The sequence below is a fragment of the Paraclostridium sordellii genome, from assembly GCF_000953675.1.
GTDB classification, from domain to species: domain Bacteria; phylum Bacillota; class Clostridia; order Peptostreptococcales; family Peptostreptococcaceae; genus Paraclostridium; species Paraclostridium sordellii.
Window position 1 is genome coordinate 111400 of the sequence record NZ_LN679998.1, and the last position, 23544, is coordinate 134943.

A 23544-nucleotide genomic window follows, 5' to 3' on the forward strand; every position below is an offset into this window, starting at 1 on the left:
TAGAAAATGAACGATATTTTTATATCTCCTTTGCAAAATTCTAAAGAATATAAAGACGTAATAAACAATATAGAAAACAATAAAGGTACATTATTAATAAATGGGCTAGTACAATCACAAAAGCCCAATATAGTGTACTCTATATTTAACGATTTAAAGAAACAGATTCTGTATATTGCAAACACGGATTTAGAAGCAAAAAAAGTATATGAAGATTTATGTTTTTATATGAAAGATAAAGTTGATTACTTAAGTTCTCAAGATATATACTTTTATCATTTAGATGCAAAGGATAGAAATGATGAAGCAAGAAAATTAAAAGTACTATTAAGGATGATAAGCAAGGAGAATACAGTAATAGTAACTTCTGTAGAAGCTGTTCTTAGTAAATATGTACCAAAAGAGGTTTTAAAGAAAAACATATTTACATATAAAATTGGAGATACAATAGATATTGAAAATATATCTAAAAAATTAGTTAACCTAGGGTATGAAAGAGTTTCTAAGATAGAAGGTTTCGGTCAATTTAGTATTAGGGGTGGAATTATAGATGTATTTTCACTAGAGTATGATACACCTATACGTATTGAATTATTTGATGATGAAATTGAATCTATAAGAACTTTTGATGTATTTACTCAAAAATCTATAAAGAAAATAAAAAAATGTACGATAACTCCATCAAGAGAGTTTATATATCCTGAAAGTATAGAAGAGTCTTTAACTAGATTAGAAAAAGATATTTCTAAAATAACTGATGATGATGTTTATAAGAGTATAGAAAATATAAAAACAAAAACCTACTTTGAGGGTGTTGAAAACTATATAGATTATATGTATACTGACGAAAATAAAAGTATATTTACATATCTTAAGGAAGATGCAGTTGTATTTATAAATGACGTATCTAGATTAAAAGAGAGATGTGAAAACTATATAAATGAATTTAAAGAAAATTATAAATTAAACCTAGAAAGAGGATTGGCTTTAAAACAACAAGGTAATTTATTATATCATTATTCAGATTTAGAATATTTAGCTCAAGGTAAAAAGTTAATTTTAAATATGCTTTTAACTAAGTCTATAAAAGATATTAGTGTAAAATCAATTGTAAATTTTGAGAGTAGAGAAATTCCATCATTTAATGGTAAATTAGATATTTTAGCAGAAGAATTAACTAGATTAAAATACAATGGTCATAAAGTTGTATTAGCGACTAATACTTATGATAGAGCTAAAAAGCTAAATAAAGAATTATTAAATTTAGGAATAGAAACTGTATTATCTAGAAAAAGAGATGTAGAAATATATTCATCTCAAGTTGTAATAGTTGTTGGGAATATAACATCTGGTTTTCAGTATAAATCTATAAAGTTTGATGTCATAACAGATAAAGAGATGATTGGATCTAATAAAAGGGCTAAAACCTCTAAATCTAAAAAATTCAATAAAGGTCAAAAAATAGAAACATTTTTAGATTTAAATGTTGGAGATTATGTTGTTCATGAAAATAGTGGGGTTGGTAGATATGTAGGTATAGACCAGTTAAGTGTAAATGGAGTTAAAAAAGACTACATGAGAGTTGTATATCAAGGTGGTGACAACTTATATGTTCCAATCGATCAAATGGACAAAATTCAAAAGTTTATAGGTGCAGACACTGAAAAAGTAAAATTAAATAAGCTTGGAAGCAGTGAATGGTCAAAGGCTAAGGCTAAAGTTAAAAAAGAAATAGAAGATATGACCAAAGATTTAGTTGAGTTATATGCTAAAAGAGAAAAAATAAAAGGATATAGATTCTCTAAAGATACATTATGGCAAAGTGAATTTGAAACTCTATTCCCATATCAAGAAACAGATGACCAAATAAAAGCTATAGAAGAAACTAAAAAGGATATGGAATCTAATAAAGTTATGGATAGGCTTATATGTGGGGATGTTGGATATGGAAAGACAGAAGTTGCAATAAGAGCTATTTTTAAGGCATGTATGGATCAAAAACAAGTTGCAGTACTTGTTCCAACTACAATTCTTGCTCAACAACATTACAATACATTTAGATCAAGATTTGAAAACTATCCGATAAGAGTTGAAGTTTTAAGTAGATTTAAAACTCCTAAGGAGCAAAAACAAATTATAGAAGATGCTAGAAAAGGTTTGGTAGATGTTATAATAGGAACACATAGAATAATATCTAAGGATATAGATCTTCCTAACTTAGGATTAGTAGTTATTGATGAAGAACAAAGATTTGGAGTAAAACATAAAGAGTCTTTAAAGAAAATAAAATCAACAGTAGATGTACTAACTTTATCAGCTACACCTATACCTAGAACTCTTCATATGTCATTGAGTGGAATAAGGGATATGAGTGTTATAGAAGAGCCTCCTCAAGAGAGATATCCCGTTATAACCTATGTAGTTGAAGGAAAAGAAAGTATAATTCAAGATGAGATTGAAAGAGAAATAGCAAGAGGTGGGCAAGTATTCTTTGTTTATAATAGGGTTGAAAGAATTGATGAAATGGCTAGTATGATACAAAGATTAGTCCCAGATGCTAAAATAGCAGTAGCCCATGGTAGAATGACAGGGAAAGAACTGGAAAATATAATAATAGGATTTTTAAATAAAGAGTATAATGTACTTGTTTGTACAACAATAATAGAAACAGGTATGGATATATCTAATGCTAATACTATGATTGTATATGATGCAGATAAAATGGGATTAGCTCAACTTTATCAACTAAGAGGTAGAGTTGGTAGAAGTAATAGACAAGGTTATGCATACTTTATGTATGAAAAAGACAAAGTATTAAGTGAAATAGCAGAAAAGAGATTGAAAGCTATAAGAGAATTTACTGAATTTGGTTCAGGATTTAAGATTGCAATGAGAGATTTAGAAATAAGAGGTGCAGGTAATATATTAGGACCTCAACAGCATGGACATATGGCTGTAATTGGATATGATTTATATGTAAAAATGTTAAATGAAGCTATAAGAAAAGTAAAAGGTGAGGTAGTTCAAGAAGAGATAGATGTAGAAGTGGATTTACCTGTAAATGCTTATATACCTGATAGTTATATAGATGATGAAATTATAAAAATTGAAATGTATAAAAAGATTGCATCTATAGAAAATGAAGGTGATATGAATGATATAAAAGATGAATTAGCTGATAGATTCTCTGATATACCAAAATCTGTAAATGCACTTATTTCTATAGCTTACATAAAAACACTGTGTAAGCAAGTTGGAATTGAAAAAATTAGAATGTTAAATGATGAAGTAATTCTTTTACCACTTACGAGATATAGAACAAAAGAAAAAAATGGATATAAAATAATAGATGAATTACAAAGTATACTCGAACAAATGTGTATAAATAAAAAAAATAACTAGAGAGGGTGTTTAAATGAAAAAGATATTATCGGTGCTAATGGTAATTATGCTAGGTATTGGTATGACAGCATGTAGTACTAAAAAACCTGTAGCAGTTGTAAATGGAGTTGAAATTTCTGCAGATGACTTTAAAAAGACTGTAGCAACTTATAAAGAATCTATTACAAAAATGTATGGTAAAGATCTATGGGATCAAGAAATAAAAAAAGGTGTAAAATACAAAGATGAAATGAAAAAAGCTATTTTACAGCAAATGATACAAGAACAAGTAATATATCAACAAGCTAAAAAAGAAAAGTTAGAAGCAAAGCCAGAAGAAGTAGATAAGCAATTTAAACAATTAAAGGAAAGCATGAAGAAGGATAAAAACTATGAAAAGTTCCTTAAAGACAATGGAATAGATGATGCTTTCTTAAAAGCTCAGTTAACTAAAGATATAACTATACAAAACTTTAAAAATAATTTCGATAAAAATACTAAAATAACTGAAGAAGAAATGAAAAAATATTATGACGAGCATAAAAAAACTTATGTGGATGATGAAGTAAGAGCATCTCATATACTAATATCAACAGTAGATCCAAAGACAAAGAAACCTGTTTCAGATGATAAGAAAAAAGAAGCTAAGAAAAAAGCTGAACAAGTTTATGAAAAGGTTAAATCAGGACAAGATTTTGCTAAATTAGCTAAAGAGTACTCAGATGATGGATCAGCATCTAATGGAGGGGATTTAGGGTTCTTCTCTAAAGGACAAATGGTTCCTGAATTTGAAAAAGCTGCATTTGGCATGGATAAAGATCAAGTATCAAATATAGTTGAAACTCAATTTGGATACCATATAATAAAAGTAACTGATAAAAAACACAAAGAGTATACTTTTGATGAAGTTAAAGATAATATAAAACAAAATTTATTATATGAAAAATATAAACAAGAAGTTAAGAAATTAACTGATAAAGCTAAAATAGAGACTAATGAAAAAGAAGCTTTAAAAATAAATGTGTAAAAAAAAACCTATACCACTGGAATGGTATAGGTTTTTTGTATATTTTTCTTATGACTGGTAAAAATAAACTCAAAGCTACTAATGGAGGTATCGATTGCATATGAGAGCTACAGGAATAGTTAGAAGAATAGATGATCTTGGAAGAGTTGTTATCCCAAAGGAAATAAGAAAAACTCTAAGAATTAGAGAAGGGGATCCTCTAGAGATCTTCACAGCAAAAGATGGTGAAGTTATATTAAAAAAATATTCACCAATAGGAGAATTAAATGAGTTTTCCCAAGAGTATGCAGAAACACTAGGAGAAACATTAGGTCATGGAGTTGCAGTTACAGATTTAGATTCTATAATAGCTGTATCAAAGTTACCTAAGAAAGATTACAAAGAAAAAAGTATAAGTAAAGAATTAGAAGAACTTATAGAAAATAGAGCATGTCATCATGTTAAAGACAATAAATTAATTGCTTTATACAAAGATGACTCTATGGACTATAAAACTCAAATAATAATGCCTATAATTAGTTCATCAGGTGATTGCATAGGTTCTATATGCTTAGTATCTAAAAATGCAGCAGGGCTTAATGAGAGTGATGAGAAGCTATTGAAAGTAGCAGCTAATTTTTTAGGAAAACAAGTTCAGTAATATTTGAAAAGACCCTTATTTTTAGGGTCTTTTCAAGTTTGTATGGGAATATATTGAATCCATAATAGCATATATGTTATATTAGAGTTTGTTATATACAAAATTATGGAGGGTATTTATGAGTAATACTAGGGGAAGAGATTCTTTTCTAAAAGGAGCTTTAATACTTGGCTTAGCAGGGATAATTGTCAAGATAATAGGAGCATTTTTTAGGATTCCTCTTGGAAATTTAATTGGTGCAGAAGGTATGGGGTATTATCAAGCTGCATATCCTGTATACACACTATTTTTAACTCTAGCTACAGCAGGCTTTCCAACAGCACTAGCAAAATTAGTTTCTGAAAAGATGGCTATAGGTGATTACAGAGGCGCTCATAAGGTATTTAAGGTATCATATACGGTACTCGCAATCACTGGATTTGTTGCATTTTGTATATTTTTCTTTGGAGCTGATTTTATAGTAAACGACATAATGAAAAATCCTGGAGCTAAACTTGCTATGTTAGCAATTTCACCAGCACTTTTATTTGTACCGATTATGTCAGCGTATAGAGGATATTTTCAAGGAAGAAGAGAGATGGGCCATATAGCTATTTCTCAGATAAGTGAGCAATTATTTAGAGTTGTATTAGGAATAACTCTTGCATATCTTCTTATGAGTAGTGTAGGTCCTAATCCAGGGCCAGAACAAGGAGCAGCAGGAGCTATAATGGGAGCGACTATAGGTGCTATAGCCTCGATTATATACCTAATAATTGCATATTTATTAAAACTAAAAATAATAAGAAGAGAAATCAAAATTAGTAAAAAACTAAGAGAAGAAAGTATAGTTAAAGTATTAGAAAAACTACTGGTTGTAGCAATTCCTATAACAATTGGAGCATCAGTTATGCCTTTGGTTAATATGATAGACAATGTTATAGTTATTAGAAGATTAGTAGAAGCAGGTTTTTCTCAAACTCAAGCTAATATAATGTTTGGTCAATTAACTGGAATGGCCATGGCTATTGTAAATTTACCAGCCGTTATAACTGTTGCAATGAGTATGAGTTTAGTTCCAACTATATCACAAGCATATGCTTTAGGAAATAGATTTAAGGTTATAAAAGAGACCAAAAGCGCTATAAAAATAACACTGATGATTGTATTACCAGCTGCATTTGGTATGGCATCTTTAGCTCATCCAATAATGAAACTTTTATACCCATCACAACCTTCATCAGTAGGAACAATATTATTAGTTCTTACACCTTGTGTTGTATTCTTAGGTTTAATACAAAGCTTAAATGGAATATTACAAGGTATGGGAAAGCCTATGATTCCTGTAATATGCTTAGCTATAGGCATGATATTTAAAGTTGTGATAAGCTATACGTTAACAGCTATACCTCAAATTAACGTTATAGGTTCAGCTTTAGGAACAGTAACTGCATACTTTGTAGCTGCTATACTTGAATTAATATACATAAAAAAGGCTATAAAAATGAAATTATCAATAAAACAATTTGTTATAGTGCCTTTAGTTATAGTTAACATAATGTTTTTATCAGTTAAGTTGAGTTTTGGATTAACGATAGAAGCATTAGGAAATAATTTATCTACCGTAATATCTATATGTGTAGGAGGTGTTATATACTTAATAGCAACTCTCGCTTTAGGTGGTATAGACAAAGAAGAACTGCTGAATATACCTAAAGGTGATAAATTATATAAGGTTCTTAGAAATTTAAAACTTATGAAGTAATATATGCATATAAATGTGTAAATAAAGGAAATACTTATATAAGTGATTTCCTTTATTTTTACACAAGAAGGAGCTTTTATATGGGAAAAATAACAATAGTAGGTCTTGGACCAGGTGAATACTCTTTAATAAGTCAGGGTGCTTTAGAGATCTTAAGAAATAATGATAGAATATTTTTAAGAACAGAAAAACATCCTATAATGGACAAGCTAAAAAATGAAATAAAATATAAATCTTTAGACAATTTTTATAATGAAGATGAAGATTTTGATAATGTCTATAATAATATTTCTAATTTTATAATTGAAGAATCAAAAAATGGAGATCTAGTATATGTAGTTCCAGGCCATCCTAGAGTTGCAGAAAAGACTGTAAGTATTATTAGTGACATTGCTAGTAAAAAAGGCATAGAAGTGGAAATAATAGCTTCTATGAGCTTTGTAGATGCTATGTTTAACTATTTAGGTCTAGATCCTTCTGTAGGATTTAAATTAGTTGATGCTTTTGAAATAGAAAATAGCTATATAGATACAAATACAAGTATGATAATAACTCAAATTTATGATAGATTTATTGCATCTAATGTCAAATTAGCATTAATGGAATGTTATGATGATGAACAAGAAATATGCATAGTAAGAGCTGCAGGAGTAAAAAATTTAGAAAGTAAAAAATACGTAAAACTTTATGAATTGGATCGAAATGAAAATGATTTTGATTATTTAACTAGTTTATATATACCAAAATCTGAAAAAACTATGTATAATACAGTAAAAGACCTTGAAAATATAGTTGAAAATTTAAGAGGTGAAAATGGTTGTGAATGGGATAAAAAACAAACCCATGAATCTCTTAAAGAGTATATAATAGAAGAAGCTTATGAATTAGCCAACGCTATAGATAATGATGATATAGACGAAATGATAGAAGAATTAGGTGATATACTTCTTCATGTTGTATTCCACTCTCAAATAGGAAAAGAAGAAGGCTATTTTGATCTTAAAGAAGTCGTACAATCTATATGTGAAAAATTAATTTATAGACATCCTCATGTATTTAAAAATGAAAAAGTGGATATGAATACATATGACAAGACTTGGGAAACTTTAAAAAAAGAGGAAAAAGGAGAATCAACTATAACTGAAGGGTTAAAAAGAATACCTAAAAATTTACCGGCACTTACAAAAGCCAAAAAAGTGCAATATAAGGCATCTTTGGTAGGGTTTGACTGGGATAATATAGAAGAGGTATTTAAAAAAATTGTAGAAGAATACAAAGAATTACTTGACGAACACAAACAAGGAAATATAAAATACATAAAGGAAGAACTAGGAGATTTATTGTTCTCTATAGTTAACCTTACTAGGTTTTTAGATATAAATCCTGAAGAAGCATTGAATTTATCTACTGAAAAATTTATAAAAAGATTTGAATTTATAGAAAATACAGCTATAAGTTTAAATAAAGATTTAGAAAGTATGACATTAGAAGAAATGGATGATTTATGGAACGAATCTAAAAATAAATAGTAAATAAAAGGTATTTTGTTAAAAATCTAGAATTTTATTTAATATCTAGTATAAAATTCTATAATATAAACTTTTAGGAGGTAAGAACCGTGAACAAAGCTGAATTAGTAGCAAAAATGGCAGAAAAAAGTGAATTAACAAAGAAAGAAGCAGAATTAGCATTAAATGCATTTATGAAATCTGTTGAAGAAGCATTAGTTGAAGGTGAAAAAGTTCAATTAGTAGGATTTGGAACTTTCGAAACTAGAGAAAGAGCAGCAAGACAAGGAAGAAACCCAAGAAACCCAGAAGAAGTTATAGATATACCAGCTTCAAAAGCACCAGTATTTAAAGCTGGAAAGGGATTAAAAGATATAATAAATGGATAATTTTATTTATATTTAAAAGTGTGGATATTCCACACTTTTTCTGTATAAGGAGGATTAAATATGAGATTAGATAAATTTTTAAAAGTTTCTAGAATTATAAAAAGAAGAACTGTTGCGAAAGAAGCTTGCGACAAAGGTATAGTAACTATAAATGGAAAGGTTGCTAAATCATCTTCAGAAGTTAATGTAGGAGATTTACTTGAAATACAGTTCGGTGAAAAATTAATGAAATTTGAAATAAAAGAAATAAAAGAACATGTTTTAAAAAATGATGCCAAAGAAATGTTTGAGATAATAGAATAAATTTAAAATATCCTTCGTATATTTATATTAGATTATAAAAATTGAATATGGAGGGATATTATGGAACATAGTATAGGCTTAAAAGATAGATCTAGTTTAACTATTTCTGGAGTAGAGCATATATACTCTTTTAGTGATAAAAAGGTAGAGATAAGAACTACATGTGGAGATATGGTTGTAGATGGAGAAAATTTAGATATGAGTAAGCTCAGTATAGACGAAAAGGTTATCACCGTAACAGGAACTATAAATGGTATAGTTTATAGTAAAGCAAAAGAACCTCAAGAAAGTTTTTTCAAGAAGTTGTTTAAATAATGATACCATTTACTCAGGATTTAGGAGCTTTTTTTGCAACAGCATATGGCGGGATAGCTATAGGTATATTATTTGATTTATACAGAGCATTTAAGAACAATTTTAATATATTAAAAATTTTCTCTTTATTTTATGATGTAATATTTTGGCTACTTGTTACAGGGCTTGTATTTATAACTATTAACGTTATAGAATCTTTTGACTTAAGATATTATCACTTTATTGCTCTTTTTATAGGTTTTCTTATTTATTATAATACAGTAAGTAAATTGATTTTAAGGGTACTAAATAAACTAATCAAGTCTATTATATATATAGTTAAACAAATTTTAGTAAATATAGGCAAGATTTCGGTTAATTTGTATTACGTTATAATCTACTCAATACATTTTTTATTTGATACTATATTTTATATACCTAATTTACTGATAAGTATTTTAAAATTTTTAAAAATAAAATCCTGTAAATTAAAAAAGGTAAAAAGTAAAATATAGGGGGGAGATTATGAACAAAAGAAAAAAATTTCTAGGACAATATGTGGTAGTAAGTTCATTTTTACTTGTTTTATTATTATCACTTGTAGGTGGATTTGCAACTCAAATTGTAAAAACAATTCAATATAATAAAGAAATAGCTCAACTAAAAAGTAATATAAAAAACGTTGATAAAGAAATAAAAGATTTAAAAAAGGATAAGCAAAGATTAGATAATGATAAATACATAGAAGATATTGCTAGAGAACGATTAAAAATGGTAAAATCAAATGAAATAATATATATAGATATAAATAAGGGAAGTAAATAATACTTCCCTTATTTATATCTGTATTAGGAGGTTTAGCAAATGAAAATAGGAGCAATAGACATAGGTACTAATTCGATGAGGTTATTAGTTGCTGACTATATAAATGGGCAATTATACAATAGAGAGAAGTTTGTAAATACGACTAGAATAGGTCAAGATGTTGATAGTGAAGGGTATATTAGTGAAGAAGCTATAAAAAGAAATATAGAAGCTTTAAAAGAGTTTTCTAAGCTAGCATATGATAAAGGCTGCAAATATATATTTTGTGTAGGTACATCAGCCTTAAGAGATAGTAAAAATGGATTAGAATTTGTTAAATTGGCTAAAATTGAAACAGGAGTAGATGTTGAGATAATAACAGGAGAATTAGAATCAGAATTAGGGTTTAGGGGCGTATTACAAGGATTAGAAGAAAAGGAAGATACATTGGTTATCGATATAGGTGGAGGATCGACTGAATTCATCTTAGGAGGACTAAATGGAATTGAATTTTGTAAGAGTGAGAATGTAGGAGCTTTAAGAATGACAGAAAAGTTTTTAACTAAAGATCCTATTGATGAAGAAGAATTTAAGCTTATGTATGAGTTTATAAGTCAAACTATAGATAATACTATAAATACATTAAAAGAAAAAAATATAAAGTCTATAGTAGGAATAGGTGGAACTATAACATCTGTATCTGCCATAAATCAAAAATTAGAGGTTTATTCTATGCAAAAGATACATTCTAGTAAAATAAGCAAAAAAGAATTAGATATTATTTTACAAAATCTAAAAAACATGACATTAAATGATAAAAAAAATTTAAGAGGATTACAGCCTAAAAGAGCGGATATTATAACAGCTGGTGTAACAATATTAAATATAGTAATGAAAAAATTAGAAAAAGAAAAGATTATAGTAAGTGAGTATGATAATTTAGAGGGCTTATTATGTCAAAAGGCAAAAAAAATGTCTTAATATTATTAGATATCAGTTACTCATTATGACAAAAAACATATCTTCCTTTTGTTACAATTTCAATATGAAAATAACAATGGGGAGGTTTTTTTATGCAAAGAAGCTTAGTGGCTAGTAAAAACAATATATCTTTAAAGAATATTATAAAATTTAGTATCCTAGATTCAAATACATTGATTTTATGTATGATAGGGTTCCTACTTAGTAGGGCTATGGTGGTTGATAATATAGCACCATTGGGTGTTGCCTTTTTTATATGTGTATCAACAATTGACAAATATAAAAATCCTGTTTTTATAGCTACTATAGCAGGAACTTTGATTTCGTTTAATCAAAGCTCTAATATTATAAAATATGTTATCTGTTTAATATTTATTCAACTTATATCAAAAAATATTAAAAATATAAAATCTATAAATAAATTATCTACTATAGGTATGTTAATAATACTACCTTTATCCATTGGACAAGCTCTTATATTTGGTAATTATGTTTACAACGTTAGTATAGCCTTAGTAGAATGTGTTCTTATGTTTATAAGTACATACATATTTTATTATGGAGTCTCGATTATAAATAAGAGAGCTTCAAGGAAAGTCACCTCAAGTGAGGAAATCATAGCATTAACAATAATAATTACATTTAGCATAATAGGTATAGGAAATATAAATATATTTGGGGTTTCTGTTCGAAATGTACTTTCTAATATGATGATAATTTTATTTGCAATATCAGGGGGAGCAGCTCTAGGAGCTTCGAGTGGAGTAATTATTGGACTAGTTTATTTTATAAATAACTTAACATCTAGTTTATATATGGGAATATATTCTTTTGCAGGGTTAATAGCAGGAGGGTTTAATAAAGTAAATAAATACTTAAGTATAGCAGGATATATATTGGGATGGAGTGTTATATATATATATACTTCAGGAGCTGGAGCTAGTTTTATGGAAATGAGAGATATACTTATAGCTAGTGCTTTAGTAGTGTTAATCCCAGATGAATTTATAAATAATATTAGTAAGTTTTTTAGGATAGATTCAGGAGTTAGTGATGGAATAGAAGATTATTTAGATCGAAGTAGAGAGATAACTAACAATAGGTTAAGGGGGATGTATAAGACCTATTCTGATTTAGCAAATACTTTTGATAGAATCAGAGAAAAAGAAAAAATACTTGATCAAAAAGATATAGCTCATGTTATAGATATGGTTCATAATGATGAGTGTAAAAAATGTGGGATGAAAAGGAGATGTTGGGAAGCTAAGTTCAATTATACATATACTATGTTTAATAGGATATTAGAACAATTAGAAGAGAATGGTGAACTTTCTTTAGATAATATACCTATTGATTTTAAAAAAGATTGTATTAAACCAGAAAGTATTGTTAAAACGTCAAATTATTATTATAAAATGTTTGTACTTGATTATAGTTGGCAACAAAAGTTTTCTGAAAATAGAAAGCTTGTAGCTAACCAAATAAGATATATGTCTAAGTCTATAGAGTGTATGGCAACTGAATTAGATAGAGATATAACCTTTGACATGGATATGGAAAGAAATATATTAGTAGAGTTAGATAGAAATGGTATAAGTGTTAAAAAATTAAATTATATATCTAAAGATAAAGATGAATTTGAGGTGTTGATTGAAAAAGAGATATGTAAAGATAATAAATTATGTGAAAATAAAATAGTTAATATTGTATCAAAAATAGTAGGACAAGAACTTGTAGCTAATAAGGTTGGGTGTACATGTTTAGGAGAAAGTTGCAAAATAAAACTATCTAAAAAACAAGAGTATAGAGTTATAACAGAAGTATCTAATATGTCAAAGGATGGATATATTATATCTGGAGATAATTATACTTATATGGAAGTATCAGAAGGTAAATATATGATGGCTATAAGTGATGGTATGGGAAAAGGGAGAAAAGCTTATGAAGAGTCATCTGTGACAATAGATATACTAGAAAAAATGATGGATTCTAAGATTGATGAAGAAATAATAATTGATACCATAAACAACATATTAATGCTTAAATCATCAGATGAAATGTTCTCAACACTAGATTTAGCTATGGTTGATTTAAATAAAGGTATATTAAATACTATAAAAATGGGGGCTTGTTCAACATATATTAAAAGAGATAATGGTGATATAGAATTGATTTCTACTGAATCTCTTCCTGTTGGAATATTATCTGATGTAAATATAGAAAGAGATAGTAGGAAATTAAAAGATGGGGATTATATAATAATGGTATCTGATGGAATTATAGATGCAGGAAAAAATAAAAACTTAGGAGATAATTGGTTAATTTATTTTCTTAAAAACTTAGATATATCAAATCCTAAAGATATATCTAAAGATATTTTAAATAAAGCTTTAGATATACAAAATGATAATATATATGATGATATGACTGTACTAGTTAGCAAAATTTATAAAAATTAGAATAAAACTCACAACTTATTCACAATATGTGGATTAAATGTGGATAAGTTGTGGATATAAGAAAGCTTTTAAAATATCATTAAATTATTGGAATTACAATATTCGACAAAATAGGTTATAAAATAAAATTAAAATTTTAAAAATTACTGTCAAAAAAGAAAAAAATATCAACATTTTATAAAAAAATATGTTAATAAGTCTGTAAAAAATGTTGATAAATTATAAAATTAAATTGTTAATATAAATGATGTGTTTATAAAAATATTGAAATTTACGTATTTATAGGCATTAAACTTATGTTGATATGTTGATAAGTATGTTGATAACTTGATATACTTATTTTTCTAAAATTGAATAATATAAACCCAAAAAGCCATCCTAATATTAATAAAATTAGTGAAAGGATGAATTTTTATGGGGAAAAATATATACAAATTTATAACAATAGCAATAGTTATAATAGTATTTTCATCTATACTATTAGTTAAAGATATTAAAGAAAATTCAACTTTATCGAGTGAAAAAGCGATAGAAACTATGGAAGATAAAAATAAAGAGCCTATAAATAAAGAAATAAAAAAGAAAACTATAAATACATCATGGAATTTATCTAAATTATATAAAAATAAGAATGATTGGAAATCTAATTTAAAAAGTTTTAATAAAGAGATTAAAGAGCTTGAAAATTATATAGGAAAGGTTACCAAATCTAACAAACATTTACTGTATGCACTTAAAATAAAAGAAAGTTTAGATTCTAAAATTGAGGGTTTATATGCATATGTATCTTTAAATAGAGATATAAACAAAAAGTCATATGAATTTATAGAGATGGATAAAGAAATTGATAAATCATATAAAAAGTATGATTTAATTTGTTCTCAACTAGAAAGAGAAATTTTAAGCTTATCTAATAAAGAATATAAAAATTTAATAAATGATAAAAATGTATTTAATAAATATGGAATGTATTTAAACGATATAAGAAGAAATAAAGATCACTATTTAAAATCAGATGAAGAAAAGTTGTTAAGTAATATAGGGGAAATATCTCAATTACCTAAAGAAGTATATGATTTATTTATAAATATGGATAAAAAGTCATCACTTAACCCATCTCAATATTCAACTGCCATAGAGAGTATGAATAGAGATGAAAGAAAAAGAGCTTTTGAAAATGAATCTGTATTATATAATGATAATATAAATATGTTATCGGGATTATTTATTGGACAGGTTAAGAAAAATATATTTTATTCAGATGTTAGAGGATATAAAAACTCTAGAGAAATGTATATTTCTGGTGATGATATAAATCCAAAAGTTTATGATAGCTTAATTAACACTGTGAATAAAAACTTAGATGGGCTTCATAAATATATTAGTCTTAGAAAAGAGGTTTTAAATATAGATAATATTCATATTTATGATATGCATAATCCTATAATAGAACCTGTGGAAAATAATATAACATATGAAAGAGCACAAGAAATTATATATGCAGCTTTGAATCCATTAGGGAAAGAATATGGAGATGTTTTATATAAAGCATTCAATGAAAGATGGATAGATGTTTACTCTAATGATAATAAGGTTGGAGGTGCATATAGTTTATCAGTTTATAATACTCATCCATATATTTTAATGAACTATAGTGGAAATTTAGACTCTGTATCAACCACTGCTCATGAATTAGGACATGCAGTATATAGCCATATGAGTTCTAAGAATCAAAATTATTTAAATTCAAAACCTAGTATATTTACTCATGAAGTAGCATCTGTGACTAACGAAGCTTTATTATATGAGATGTTAATAAAAAATGCTAAAAATAAAAATGAGAAAGCATATTATCTAACTCAATATATAGATTTAATAAAAGATACACTATTTACTCAAACTATGTATGCTGAATTCGAAAACTTAATACACTCTAAGCTAGAAAAGGGTGAAAATATAAATGTACTCGTGTTAAATGATGTGTGGGGTGATTTGCTTAAAAAATATTACGGTAAGGATTTTCATGTAGATCAACTAGCAAAAGTAGGATGGTCTAGAATCCCACATTTTTATAATAGTTTTTATGTTTATAAGTATGCAACAGGATGTAGTGCCGCAATATCATTTTCTCAAGATATATTAAAAAATGGACCTGAAAACTATTTAAATTTCCTTAAAAAAGGTGGATCTAACTACCCTATAGATTTACTAAAACAAAGTGGAATAAACTTATATAGCAATAAGCCTATAGACCAAACTGCAGAAAAGTTTAATAAGTTAGTTTTAGAATTAGAAAAGCTAATAGAAAATTAATCATAGAATGAATTTGAAAATAGTGGTAGAATATATAAAAAGCCCTGTCTTAACTAGGGCTTTTAGTGTCTGATTACAAATTAATTAAAATATGAATACAAGATATGTAAAATGTTAATTATTGATGAGGTGATAACATGTCGAAAGCTAGTACTAAGAAATCTAGTAGAGTGATAGCTTTAGCTATTATAGGTGTTTTAGTTCTTTCTAGTGTAGCAGGAGTATTAAGTTTATTCATAGGAATGTAAATTTAAGGAGGAATAATAAGATGAAACTATTTATAGATACTGCAAATGTAGATGAAATAAAAGAAATAAACTCATGGGGAGTTATAGAAGGTGTTACTACAAATCCATCTTTAATAGCGAAAGAAGGAAGAATTTTTGAAAATGTAGTAAAAGAAATTACTGAAATAGTAGATGGACCTATCTCTGCAGAAGTTATCTCTATGGAAAGCGAAGGGATGATAAAAGAAGGAGAAGAATTAAGTAAAATTCATGAAAATATAGTTGTAAAGATACCTATGTGTGCGGAAGGATTAAAGGCTGTTGCAGCTTTATCTAAAAAAGGTATAAAAACTAATGTAACTTTAATATTCTCAGCAAACCAAGCTTTACTTGCAGCTAAAGCAGGTGCTTCATACGTAAGTCCTTTTGTTGGAAGATTAGATGATATAGGACAAGAAGGTATAATGCTAATAGAAGAAGTTGCTGAAATATTTAATGTTCATGGAATAGAGACTGAAATAATATCAGCAAGTATAAGACACCCTCAACATGTTTTAACTTCAGCTAAAGCAGGAGCAGATATAGCTACAATACCATATAAAGTATTTAAACAAATGTTAGGACATCCTATGACTGATATAGGAATAGATAAATTCTTAAAAGATTGGGAAAGTGTACCTAAAAACTAATAAAAAAGACGATAATTTAAAATTATCGTCTTTTTTTTTGAAAACTTCGTTTTTTAAAAGCTATAAAGGAATTATATAATACACTAAATACCTTTTTTAGAACTAAATGTGTTTACTATTTATTAAATGTGATATATAATTTTGGTAGATATTATCGAACTAAGGAGATGGGTTTTATGGATAGAAATTTAGCGTTAGAATTAGTTAGAGTTACGGAAGCAGCAGCATTAGTTTCATCTCAATTCATGGGTAGAGGAGATAAAAATGGAGCAGATGGAGCAGCTGTAGAAGCTATGAGAAGAGCATTTGAGACTGTTAAGATAGATGGAGAAGTTGTCATAGGCGAAGGGGAATTGGATGAAGCTCCTATGTTATATATAGGAGAAAAAGTTGGTATGGCTACAGAAGACAGTATGAAAGTTGACATAGCAGTAGACCCGTTAGATGGAACTACATTAATTGCTAAAGGACTACCAAATGTTATATCTGTTATTGCTATGGGTAAAAAAGGAAGTTTACTTAAGGCTCCGGATACTTATATGAAAAAAATTATAGTAGGGCCAAAGGCTAAAGGGTGTATAGATTTAAACGCAAGTGTTGAAGAAAATATAAAAAGTGTAGCAAGAGCTTTGAACAAGAAAACTACAGAAATGACTATAACAGTACAGGATAGAGAAAGACATAACTATATATTTGAAGCAGCTAGAAAACTTGGAACTAGAATAAAAATGTTCGGAGATGGAGATGTTGCAGCAGGAATAGCAACTTGCTTTGAAGATACAGGAATAGATATGCTCATGGGAATTGGAGGAGGACCAGAAGGTGTAATAACAGCTGCAGCTATAAAATGTATGGGTGGAGATATGCAAGCTCAAATATATCCTTTAAGTGAAGAAGAAAGAATTAGATGTCATGAAATGAATTTAACTGATGAAGACATAGATAAAGTTTTATCTTTAGAGGATTTAGCTAAAGGGGATGAATTATTCTTTGCTGCCACTGGAATAACGGATGGAGACTTACTAAAAGGGATCGTGAGTCTTGGAAACAACAGGATTACAACTAATTCTGTTGTAATGAGAGCTAAGACTGGAACGATAAGATTTGTTGATGCTATACATTCAATAGAAAAAAATGATATATTAACCGATTTAATGGGTAAATATAGTATATAAAAGTTCATAAAATAAAACTATTTTGCTTGAATAGTTTTATTTTTTTATTTGTTGACCATAATGTATAAATAGTGATAATATTAAGAATAACTGTTTAGAATAAACAATGTAAACTTTTCATTTGCACGCCTTTAATTTCCAAATAAAAACTGTAATGATATTATGGGATAGGAGGATTCTTTTGAATATAAAAGATATAAATTTAGAGAATTTAAATGACATGACTCTAGTGCAATTAAAAGAACTGGGTAAGGAACTAGGGATTAAGTCTTTAAGCAAATATAAAAAGAATGAGTTAATAGAAATTATAAGTGAGAAAAAAAGTAAAGATATGATAGATAACAAAAAAGAAAATGAAAAAGAAATTAAAAGTGAACAAAAACAAAGTTTAGATAAACAAGAAAACAAACAAGAAAATAAAACATTTGAAAATAGAAATCATGAAAACAAACAAGCAAGATATAACCATCAAAGCAACAACAAGTCTTCTTATAATGTAAAAGAAGTTGATGAAGCAAAAATAGTTGATGAATTTAATACATCTAAAGATGATGAGGTAATGGGTGTACTAGAAATACTACCTGATGGGTTTGGATTTTTAAGAGGGCCTAATTACTTATCTACAGAACATGATGTATATGTATCTCCATCTCAGATTAGAAGATTTAATATGAAGACTGGAGACAAAGTTAAAGGGATTACTAGACATCCAAAAAGTGGTGAAAAATTCAGAGCTTTATTATATGTACAAAAAATAAATGATGAAAATCCTGAAACAGCAACAAAAAGAAGAGCTTTCGAAACTTTAACACCTATATATCCAGAAGAGAAACTTACTCTTGAGAAATATCAAAATGAAATTTCTACAAGATTAATAGATTTAATCTCTCCTATAGGTAAAGGACAAAGAGGTCTAATAGTTGCTCCACCAAAGGCAGGTAAAACTGTTCTTTTAAAGAGTGTTGCAAATAGTATAGTAAAAAATCATCCAGATGTAGAGTTAATAGTTCTTTTAATTGATGAAAGACCTGAAGAGGTTACTGATATGCAAGAATCTATAGATGCTGATGTAATTTATTCTACTTTTGATCAAGTTTCAAGTCATCATGTAAAAGTAGCTGAAATGGTCTTAAATAGAGCACAAAGACTTGTTGAACATGGAAAAGACGTTGTCATATTGCTAGATAGTATTACAAGGTTAGCAAGAGCATACAATTTAAGCATATCTCCCACAGGAAGAACTTTATCTGGAGGATTAGATCCAGGAGCACTTCATGGACCAAAAAAATTCTTTGGAGCTGCTAGAAATATAAGACAAGGTGGATCTTTAACAATACTTGCAACTGCTTTAGTTGAAACTGGATCTAGAATGGATGATGTTATATTTGAAGAGTTCAAGGGAACTGGAAATATGGAACTTCATTTAGATAGAAAACTAGCTGAGAAAAGAGTGTTCCCAGCAGTAGATATTTACAAATCAGGAACTAGAAGAGAAGACTTATTATTAACTGAGGAAGAGAAGGCTGCCCTTTGGAAACTTAGAAAAGAAATGAGTAATAATTCGGTATATGAGGTTACTGATAAAGTACTAGAAATACTAAAAAGAACTAAGGATAACAAGACGTTTATAAAGTATATAAAAGAGGCTTTAAACTAGATAGAAAACTCTTGAACGCTAAATAATCTTATGTTATAATGGTGTAGTTGAATGATGAAAAACGAAAAGTTAATATAATTAATTTCGAAAAGTAAGGAGAAGAGGTGACAAATATGCAAAAAGATATACAACCAAAATACCAAGAAGTTGAAGTACGTTGTGCTTGTGGTAACACATTCGTAGCAGGATCAACTAAAGATGAAATAAAAGTTGAGATATGTTCAGAATGCCATCCTTTCTATACTGGAAAGCAAAAGAATATAGAAGCTGGTGGAAGAATAGACAAGTTCAAGAAGAGATTCAAAATCGACTAATAGTAAATACGGAGTTGGCTTGCCAACTCCTATTTTATTTATATAGGAGGATTAGTGATGTATAGACCAATTAATCATGGGTACATAGAGGTTGTGATAGGTCCTATGTATAGTGGCAAAAGTGAGGAACTTATAAGAAGATTAAAAAGAGCTAGAATTGCAAAACAAAATGTGGTTGTTTTTAAGCCTATTATAGATGATAGATATAGTAAAGAAGATGTTGTATCACATAGTGGATACACAATAAATGCTATACCTATAAAAGACTCATCAGAAATGATGGATTATATAAATGATGATACTCAAGTTGTTGGTATAGATGAAGTACAATTTTTTGATGATAAAATTGTAGATGAAGCTATTAAGTTAGCTGATAATGGGGTAAGGGTTATAGCAGCAGGATTAGATATGGATTTTAAAGGAGAACCTTTTGGGCCGACTCCAAGACTTTTAGCCGTAGCAGAATTTGTAGATAAGATACAGGCTATATGTTCTGTTTGTGGACAACCAGCAACAAGATCTCAAAGACTTATAAATGGAGAACCAGCTAGATATGATGAACCTATAATACAAGTTGGAGCTGTTGAAAGTTATGAGGCTAGATGTAGAAAATGTCATGTAGTTAAAAAGTAACTATATAAAATACATAGTAAACACCTTTTAGGTGTTTTTTCTTTATTTATATAGTAGTATTATATATAATATTATAAAAATCGAGGTGGGGCGATGAAAAAACAAGCCGTAGGGGGGCAAGCTGTCATAGAAGGCGTTATGATGCAATCTAAAGATAAGCGATCTATAGCCGTTAGAAAAAATGATGGAGAAATAGTAGTTAAAAAAAATAAAATACAAAGTTGGATATCTGATAAAAAAATAGACAAAATACCTTTTATTAGAGGTGCTTTCATATTGATAGAAATGATGATAGAAGGTATTAAAAGCATGAATTTTTCATCAGAGTTTTTTTTAGAAGACGATGAAGAAGAAACTTCTTTTGATAGATTTATTAATAAAATTTTTAAAGACAAAGCTAGTGATGCTATAATCATAATTTCTTTAGTTATAGGGTTAGCTTTAGCTACGCTTTTATTTGTAGTTACACCTACATTATTAGGAGGTTTATTTTCAAAGGTTGTAGATAATAAAATCGTTTTAAACTTAATAGAAGGTATAACTAGAATAGGTATTTTATTTATATATATAATTGTAATATCTAGAAATAGTGATATAAAAAGAGTTTTCGAATACCATGGAGCTGAGCATAAATCTATTTACTGCTATGAAAATGATCTTGAACTTACTGTTGAAAATGCTAAAAAGTTTACAACATTACATCCGAGGTGTGGAACTAACTTTTTATTTATTGTTATGATTACATCTATAATATTATTTTCGTTTTTTGGATGGCCGAATCCCTTAATTAGGATTATCATGAGAATATTATGTGTTCCTATTGTAGCTGGAATTTCTTATGAAATTATAAAATTGCTTGGGAAATATGATAATAAATTGACTAGATTTGTAGCTTATCCAGGAATGATGTTACAAAAATTTACTACTAGAGAGCCAGATGATAAGCAGTTAGAAGTTGCATTAGAAGCATTGAAGGCTGTTTTAAATTAGTAAAGGAGAAATATATGACAATAAGAGAAATATTAATAAAGTATATGGAAAAACTATCTAGTATAAGTGATACTCCTAAACTTGATACCGAGATATTGCTTCAAAAAGCTCTTGGAGATGTAGATAGATTATATATACAGTTGAATTTAGATAAAAAATTAAGCGATGAAGAATTAAAGTGTTTTAATGAAATGATTAATGATAGGTTAAATGGGAGACCTATAGCTTATATAGTTAAAAATAGAGAATTTATGGCACTTGATTTTTACGTTGAAGAAGGAGTTCTTATACCTAGACCAGATACTGAACCATTAGTAGAAGAAGTTATAGAACTTTCAAAAGGAATGAAGGATGTAACTATAGTAGATATAGGTACAGGTTCAGGAGCCATAAGCGTTAGTTTAGCAAAATATATTAAGAATTCTTATGTATATTCATTAGATATATCAGATAAAGCTTTAAGTATAGGTAAAAAGAATGCTGTTAATAATGAAGTAGATGATAAAATTGAATTTATAAAATCTGATGTATTTACAGGAATAAAAGATAGAAATCTAAAACTAGATATAATAGTTTCAAATCCACCGTATATAAAGAAGGAAGATATAAAAACCTTACATACACAGGTTAAAGATTATGAACCATATATAGCGCTTGAAGGTGGAGAAGATGGATTAGATTTTTATAGAACAATAACAGAAGAGTCTTTAAAACACTTAAAGTCAAATGGTATATTAGCGTTTGAAGTTGGCCATGACCAAGCTAATGATGTATGTACTATAATGGAGAATCACGGATATAAAAAAATATACACAAAGAAAGATTTGCAAGGAATTGATAGAGTTGTTATAGGTTTTAAACTATGATATAATCAACTATTGATATGTTACAATTAAAGAGGTGAAAGTATGCTAAATAAATTAGAAGTACTAGAAGATAAATATAAAGAGCTAAGTGAAAAAATAGCAGATCCGGAAATCATAAATGATCAAAAAGTTTGGCAAAAGCTTATAAAAGAACATGCTGACTTAGAGCCAATAATAATGAAATTTAGAGAATATAAAGAAGTAATGAATAGTATAGCAGAATCAAAAACTATTTTACAAGAAGAATCAGATGAAGAGTTAAGAGAATTAGCTAAAATGGAACTTTCTGAAATGGAAGAGAAAGTAGAACCAATAGAAGCTGAATTAAAGATATTATTATTACCTAAGGATCCTAATGATGATAAAAACGTTATAGTTGAAATCAGAGGTGGAGCCGGAGGAGACGAAGCAGCTCTATTTGCTGGAGATCTATTTAGAATGTATTGTAGATATGCAGAAAGAAAGAGATGGAAAGTTGAATTACTAAGTGCTAGTGAAACTGGTGTTGGTGGATACAAAGAAGTATCTTTCATGATAAAAGGTAAAGGTGCATACTCAGTTCTTAAATATGAATCAGGAGTTCATAGAGTTCAAAGAATTCCATCTACTGAATCAGGAGGAAGAATCCATACATCAACTGCCACAGTTGCGGTATTACCAGAGGTAGAAGATGTTGAAGTAGATATAAATCCAAATGACCTAAGAATAGATGTTTTCCGTTCTTCAGGAAACGGTGGACAAAGTGTTAATACTACTGACTCTGCAGTAAGGGTTACACATATACCAACAGGAGAAGTTGTATCTTGTCAAGATGGAAAATCACAATTAAAAAATAAAGAGCAAGCTATAAAAATATTAAAGGCTAGACTTTATGATAAAGCAGTTGCTGCACAAAACAAAGAAATATCAGCTGAAAGAAAGAGTCAGGTTGGTACTGGGGATAGATCTGAAAGAATAAGAACTTATAACTTCCCTCAAGGGAGAGTAAGTGATCATAGAATCAACTTAACATTATATAAATTAGATGCATTTTTAGATGGAGATTTAACAGAAATGATAGATGCATTAATAACTGTTGATCAAACAGAAAAAATGATGTCTTTATAATTAAATAAAATAAAAATCCCTATTTTAAATAGGGATTTTTTGT

General features: G+C 28.1%; 21 protein-coding genes. All 21 read left to right on the forward strand.

Annotation, left to right across the window (positions count from 1 at the left end; translation table 11 throughout):
• Window positions 1-6 precede the first annotated feature (6 nt).
• Complete coding sequence (gene mfd / locus ATCC9714_RS00615) at window positions 7-3402, forward strand: transcription-repair coupling factor (protein WP_057545859.1); 3396 nt, start codon at window positions 7-9, stop codon at window positions 3400-3402.
• Window positions 3403-3415: 13 nt separating this feature from the next.
• Window positions 3416-4408 (forward strand): peptidylprolyl isomerase, encoded by a 993-nt coding sequence (locus ATCC9714_RS00620; RefSeq protein WP_055330930.1) that lies wholly within the window; start codon window positions 3416-3418, stop codon window positions 4406-4408.
• 100 nt (window positions 4409-4508) lie between these two features.
• Entirely contained in the window at window positions 4509-5048 is a 540-nt protein-coding gene (locus ATCC9714_RS00625; protein WP_021130289.1) for a stage V sporulation T C-terminal domain-containing protein, read from the forward strand.
• Between the two features lie 118 nt (window positions 5049-5166).
• Entirely contained in the window at window positions 5167-6792 is a 1626-nt protein-coding gene (locus ATCC9714_RS00630) for a putative polysaccharide biosynthesis protein (RefSeq protein ID WP_057545858.1), read from the forward strand.
• A gap of 80 nt (window positions 6793-6872) precedes the next feature.
• Window positions 6873-8321 carry a bifunctional methyltransferase/pyrophosphohydrolase YabN gene (gene yabN, locus ATCC9714_RS00635; protein ID WP_054629935.1) on the forward strand — a complete coding sequence of 483 codons (1449 nt, stop codon included), beginning with the start codon at window positions 6873-6875 and terminating at the stop codon, window positions 8319-8321.
• Window positions 8322-8410: 89 nt separating this feature from the next.
• A complete protein-coding gene (locus ATCC9714_RS00640) occupies window positions 8411-8689 on the forward strand; it encodes an HU family DNA-binding protein (protein ID WP_021130286.1) in 279 nt (92 codons plus the stop codon).
• Window positions 8690-8749: 60 nt separating this feature from the next.
• Window positions 8750-8992: an RNA-binding S4 domain-containing protein gene (locus ATCC9714_RS00645; protein ID WP_021126815.1), complete on the forward strand. Its 243-nt coding sequence runs from the start codon at window positions 8750-8752 to the stop codon at window positions 8990-8992.
• 60 nt (window positions 8993-9052) lie between these two features.
• Window positions 9053-9307: a YabP/YqfC family sporulation protein gene (locus ATCC9714_RS00650; RefSeq protein WP_021126814.1), complete on the forward strand. Its 255-nt coding sequence runs from the start codon at window positions 9053-9055 to the stop codon at window positions 9305-9307.
• Window positions 9307-9801 (forward strand): spore cortex biosynthesis protein YabQ, encoded by a 495-nt coding sequence (gene yabQ / locus ATCC9714_RS17860; RefSeq protein WP_054629936.1) that lies wholly within the window; start codon window positions 9307-9309, stop codon window positions 9799-9801. Before ATCC9714_RS00650 ends, yabQ begins: the two co-directional genes overlap by 1 nt.
• Before the next feature lie 10 nt (window positions 9802-9811).
• Window positions 9812-10111 carry an FtsB family cell division protein gene (locus tag ATCC9714_RS00660; protein WP_021126812.1) on the forward strand — a complete coding sequence of 100 codons (300 nt, stop codon included), beginning with the start codon at window positions 9812-9814 and terminating at the stop codon, window positions 10109-10111.
• A 39-nt stretch (window positions 10112-10150) separates the two neighbouring features.
• Window positions 10151-11071: a Ppx/GppA phosphatase family protein gene (locus tag ATCC9714_RS00665; protein WP_057545857.1), complete on the forward strand. Its 921-nt coding sequence runs from the start codon at window positions 10151-10153 to the stop codon at window positions 11069-11071.
• A gap of 92 nt (window positions 11072-11163) precedes the next feature.
• A complete protein-coding gene (gene spoIIE / locus ATCC9714_RS00670) occupies window positions 11164-13530 on the forward strand; it encodes a stage II sporulation protein E (protein ID WP_057545856.1) in 2367 nt (788 codons plus the stop codon).
• 414 nt (window positions 13531-13944) lie between these two features.
• The gene (pepF, locus tag ATCC9714_RS00675; protein WP_057545855.1) at window positions 13945-15843 is read left to right on the forward strand and encodes an oligoendopeptidase F; all 1899 of its coding nucleotides are present in this window, start codon (window positions 13945-13947) and stop codon (window positions 15841-15843) included.
• A gap of 268 nt (window positions 15844-16111) precedes the next feature.
• Window positions 16112-16759 carry a fructose-6-phosphate aldolase gene (fsa, locus tag ATCC9714_RS00680; protein ID WP_021126803.1) on the forward strand — a complete coding sequence of 216 codons (648 nt, stop codon included), beginning with the start codon at window positions 16112-16114 and terminating at the stop codon, window positions 16757-16759.
• 176 nt (window positions 16760-16935) lie between these two features.
• Window positions 16936-17934: a class II fructose-bisphosphatase gene (gene glpX / locus ATCC9714_RS00685; protein WP_021130280.1), complete on the forward strand. Its 999-nt coding sequence runs from the start codon at window positions 16936-16938 to the stop codon at window positions 17932-17934.
• 154 nt (window positions 17935-18088) lie between these two features.
• Window positions 18089-19591 (forward strand): transcription termination factor Rho, encoded by a 1503-nt coding sequence (rho, locus tag ATCC9714_RS00690; RefSeq protein WP_064490543.1) that lies wholly within the window; start codon window positions 18089-18091, stop codon window positions 19589-19591.
• Between the two features lie 113 nt (window positions 19592-19704).
• Window positions 19705-19905 (forward strand): 50S ribosomal protein L31, encoded by a 201-nt coding sequence (gene rpmE / locus ATCC9714_RS00695; RefSeq protein WP_025161269.1) that lies wholly within the window; start codon window positions 19705-19707, stop codon window positions 19903-19905.
• 57 nt (window positions 19906-19962) lie between these two features.
• On the forward strand, window positions 19963-20538 hold the full coding sequence (locus ATCC9714_RS00700; protein WP_021126797.1) for a thymidine kinase: 576 nt from the start codon (window positions 19963-19965) through the stop codon (window positions 20536-20538).
• 93 nt (window positions 20539-20631) lie between these two features.
• Window positions 20632-21528, forward strand: coding sequence for a DUF1385 domain-containing protein (locus ATCC9714_RS00705; RefSeq protein ID WP_057545854.1), 897 nt, complete (start codon window positions 20632-20634; stop codon window positions 21526-21528).
• A gap of 14 nt (window positions 21529-21542) precedes the next feature.
• Window positions 21543-22394: a peptide chain release factor N(5)-glutamine methyltransferase gene (prmC, locus tag ATCC9714_RS00710; RefSeq protein ID WP_057545853.1), complete on the forward strand. Its 852-nt coding sequence runs from the start codon at window positions 21543-21545 to the stop codon at window positions 22392-22394.
• A gap of 42 nt (window positions 22395-22436) precedes the next feature.
• Entirely contained in the window at window positions 22437-23501 is a 1065-nt protein-coding gene (prfA, locus tag ATCC9714_RS00715; protein WP_021130275.1) for a peptide chain release factor 1, read from the forward strand.
• Window positions 23502-23544 lie beyond the last annotated feature (43 nt).

Excerpts from the sequence above, each read along its gene's own strand:
- mfd (WP_057545859.1), top strand. The coding sequence starts at position 7 with ATGAACGATATTTTTATATCTCCTTTGCAAAATTCTAAAGAATATAAA.
- ATCC9714_RS00620 (WP_055330930.1), top strand. The coding sequence starts at position 3,416 with ATGAAAAAGATATTATCGGTGCTAATGGTAATTATGCTAGGTATTGGT.
- ATCC9714_RS00625 (WP_021130289.1), top strand. The coding sequence starts at position 4,509 with ATGAGAGCTACAGGAATAGTTAGAAGAATAGATGATCTTGGAAGAGTT.
- ATCC9714_RS00630 (WP_057545858.1), top strand. The coding sequence starts at position 5,167 with ATGAGTAATACTAGGGGAAGAGATTCTTTTCTAAAAGGAGCTTTAATA.
- yabN (WP_054629935.1), top strand. The coding sequence starts at position 6,873 with ATGGGAAAAATAACAATAGTAGGTCTTGGACCAGGTGAATACTCTTTA.
- ATCC9714_RS00645 (WP_021126815.1), top strand. The coding sequence starts at position 8,750 with ATGAGATTAGATAAATTTTTAAAAGTTTCTAGAATTATAAAAAGAAGA.
- ATCC9714_RS00650 (WP_021126814.1), top strand. The coding sequence starts at position 9,053 with ATGGAACATAGTATAGGCTTAAAAGATAGATCTAGTTTAACTATTTCT.
- yabQ (WP_054629936.1), top strand. The coding sequence starts at position 9,307 with ATGATACCATTTACTCAGGATTTAGGAGCTTTTTTTGCAACAGCATAT.
- ATCC9714_RS00660 (WP_021126812.1), top strand. The coding sequence starts at position 9,812 with ATGAACAAAAGAAAAAAATTTCTAGGACAATATGTGGTAGTAAGTTCA.
- ATCC9714_RS00665 (WP_057545857.1), top strand. The coding sequence starts at position 10,151 with ATGAAAATAGGAGCAATAGACATAGGTACTAATTCGATGAGGTTATTA.
- spoIIE (WP_057545856.1), top strand. The coding sequence starts at position 11,164 with ATGCAAAGAAGCTTAGTGGCTAGTAAAAACAATATATCTTTAAAGAAT.
- pepF (WP_057545855.1), top strand. The coding sequence starts at position 13,945 with ATGGGGAAAAATATATACAAATTTATAACAATAGCAATAGTTATAATA.
- fsa (WP_021126803.1), top strand. The coding sequence starts at position 16,112 with ATGAAACTATTTATAGATACTGCAAATGTAGATGAAATAAAAGAAATA.
- glpX (WP_021130280.1), top strand. The coding sequence starts at position 16,936 with ATGGATAGAAATTTAGCGTTAGAATTAGTTAGAGTTACGGAAGCAGCA.
- rho (WP_064490543.1), top strand. The coding sequence starts at position 18,089 with ATGATATTATGGGATAGGAGGATTCTTTTGAATATAAAAGATATAAAT.
- rpmE (WP_025161269.1), top strand. The coding sequence starts at position 19,705 with ATGCAAAAAGATATACAACCAAAATACCAAGAAGTTGAAGTACGTTGT.
- ATCC9714_RS00700 (WP_021126797.1), top strand. The coding sequence starts at position 19,963 with ATGTATAGACCAATTAATCATGGGTACATAGAGGTTGTGATAGGTCCT.
- ATCC9714_RS00705 (WP_057545854.1), top strand. The coding sequence starts at position 20,632 with ATGAAAAAACAAGCCGTAGGGGGGCAAGCTGTCATAGAAGGCGTTATG.
- prmC (WP_057545853.1), top strand. The coding sequence starts at position 21,543 with ATGACAATAAGAGAAATATTAATAAAGTATATGGAAAAACTATCTAGT.
- prfA (WP_021130275.1), top strand. The coding sequence starts at position 22,437 with ATGCTAAATAAATTAGAAGTACTAGAAGATAAATATAAAGAGCTAAGT.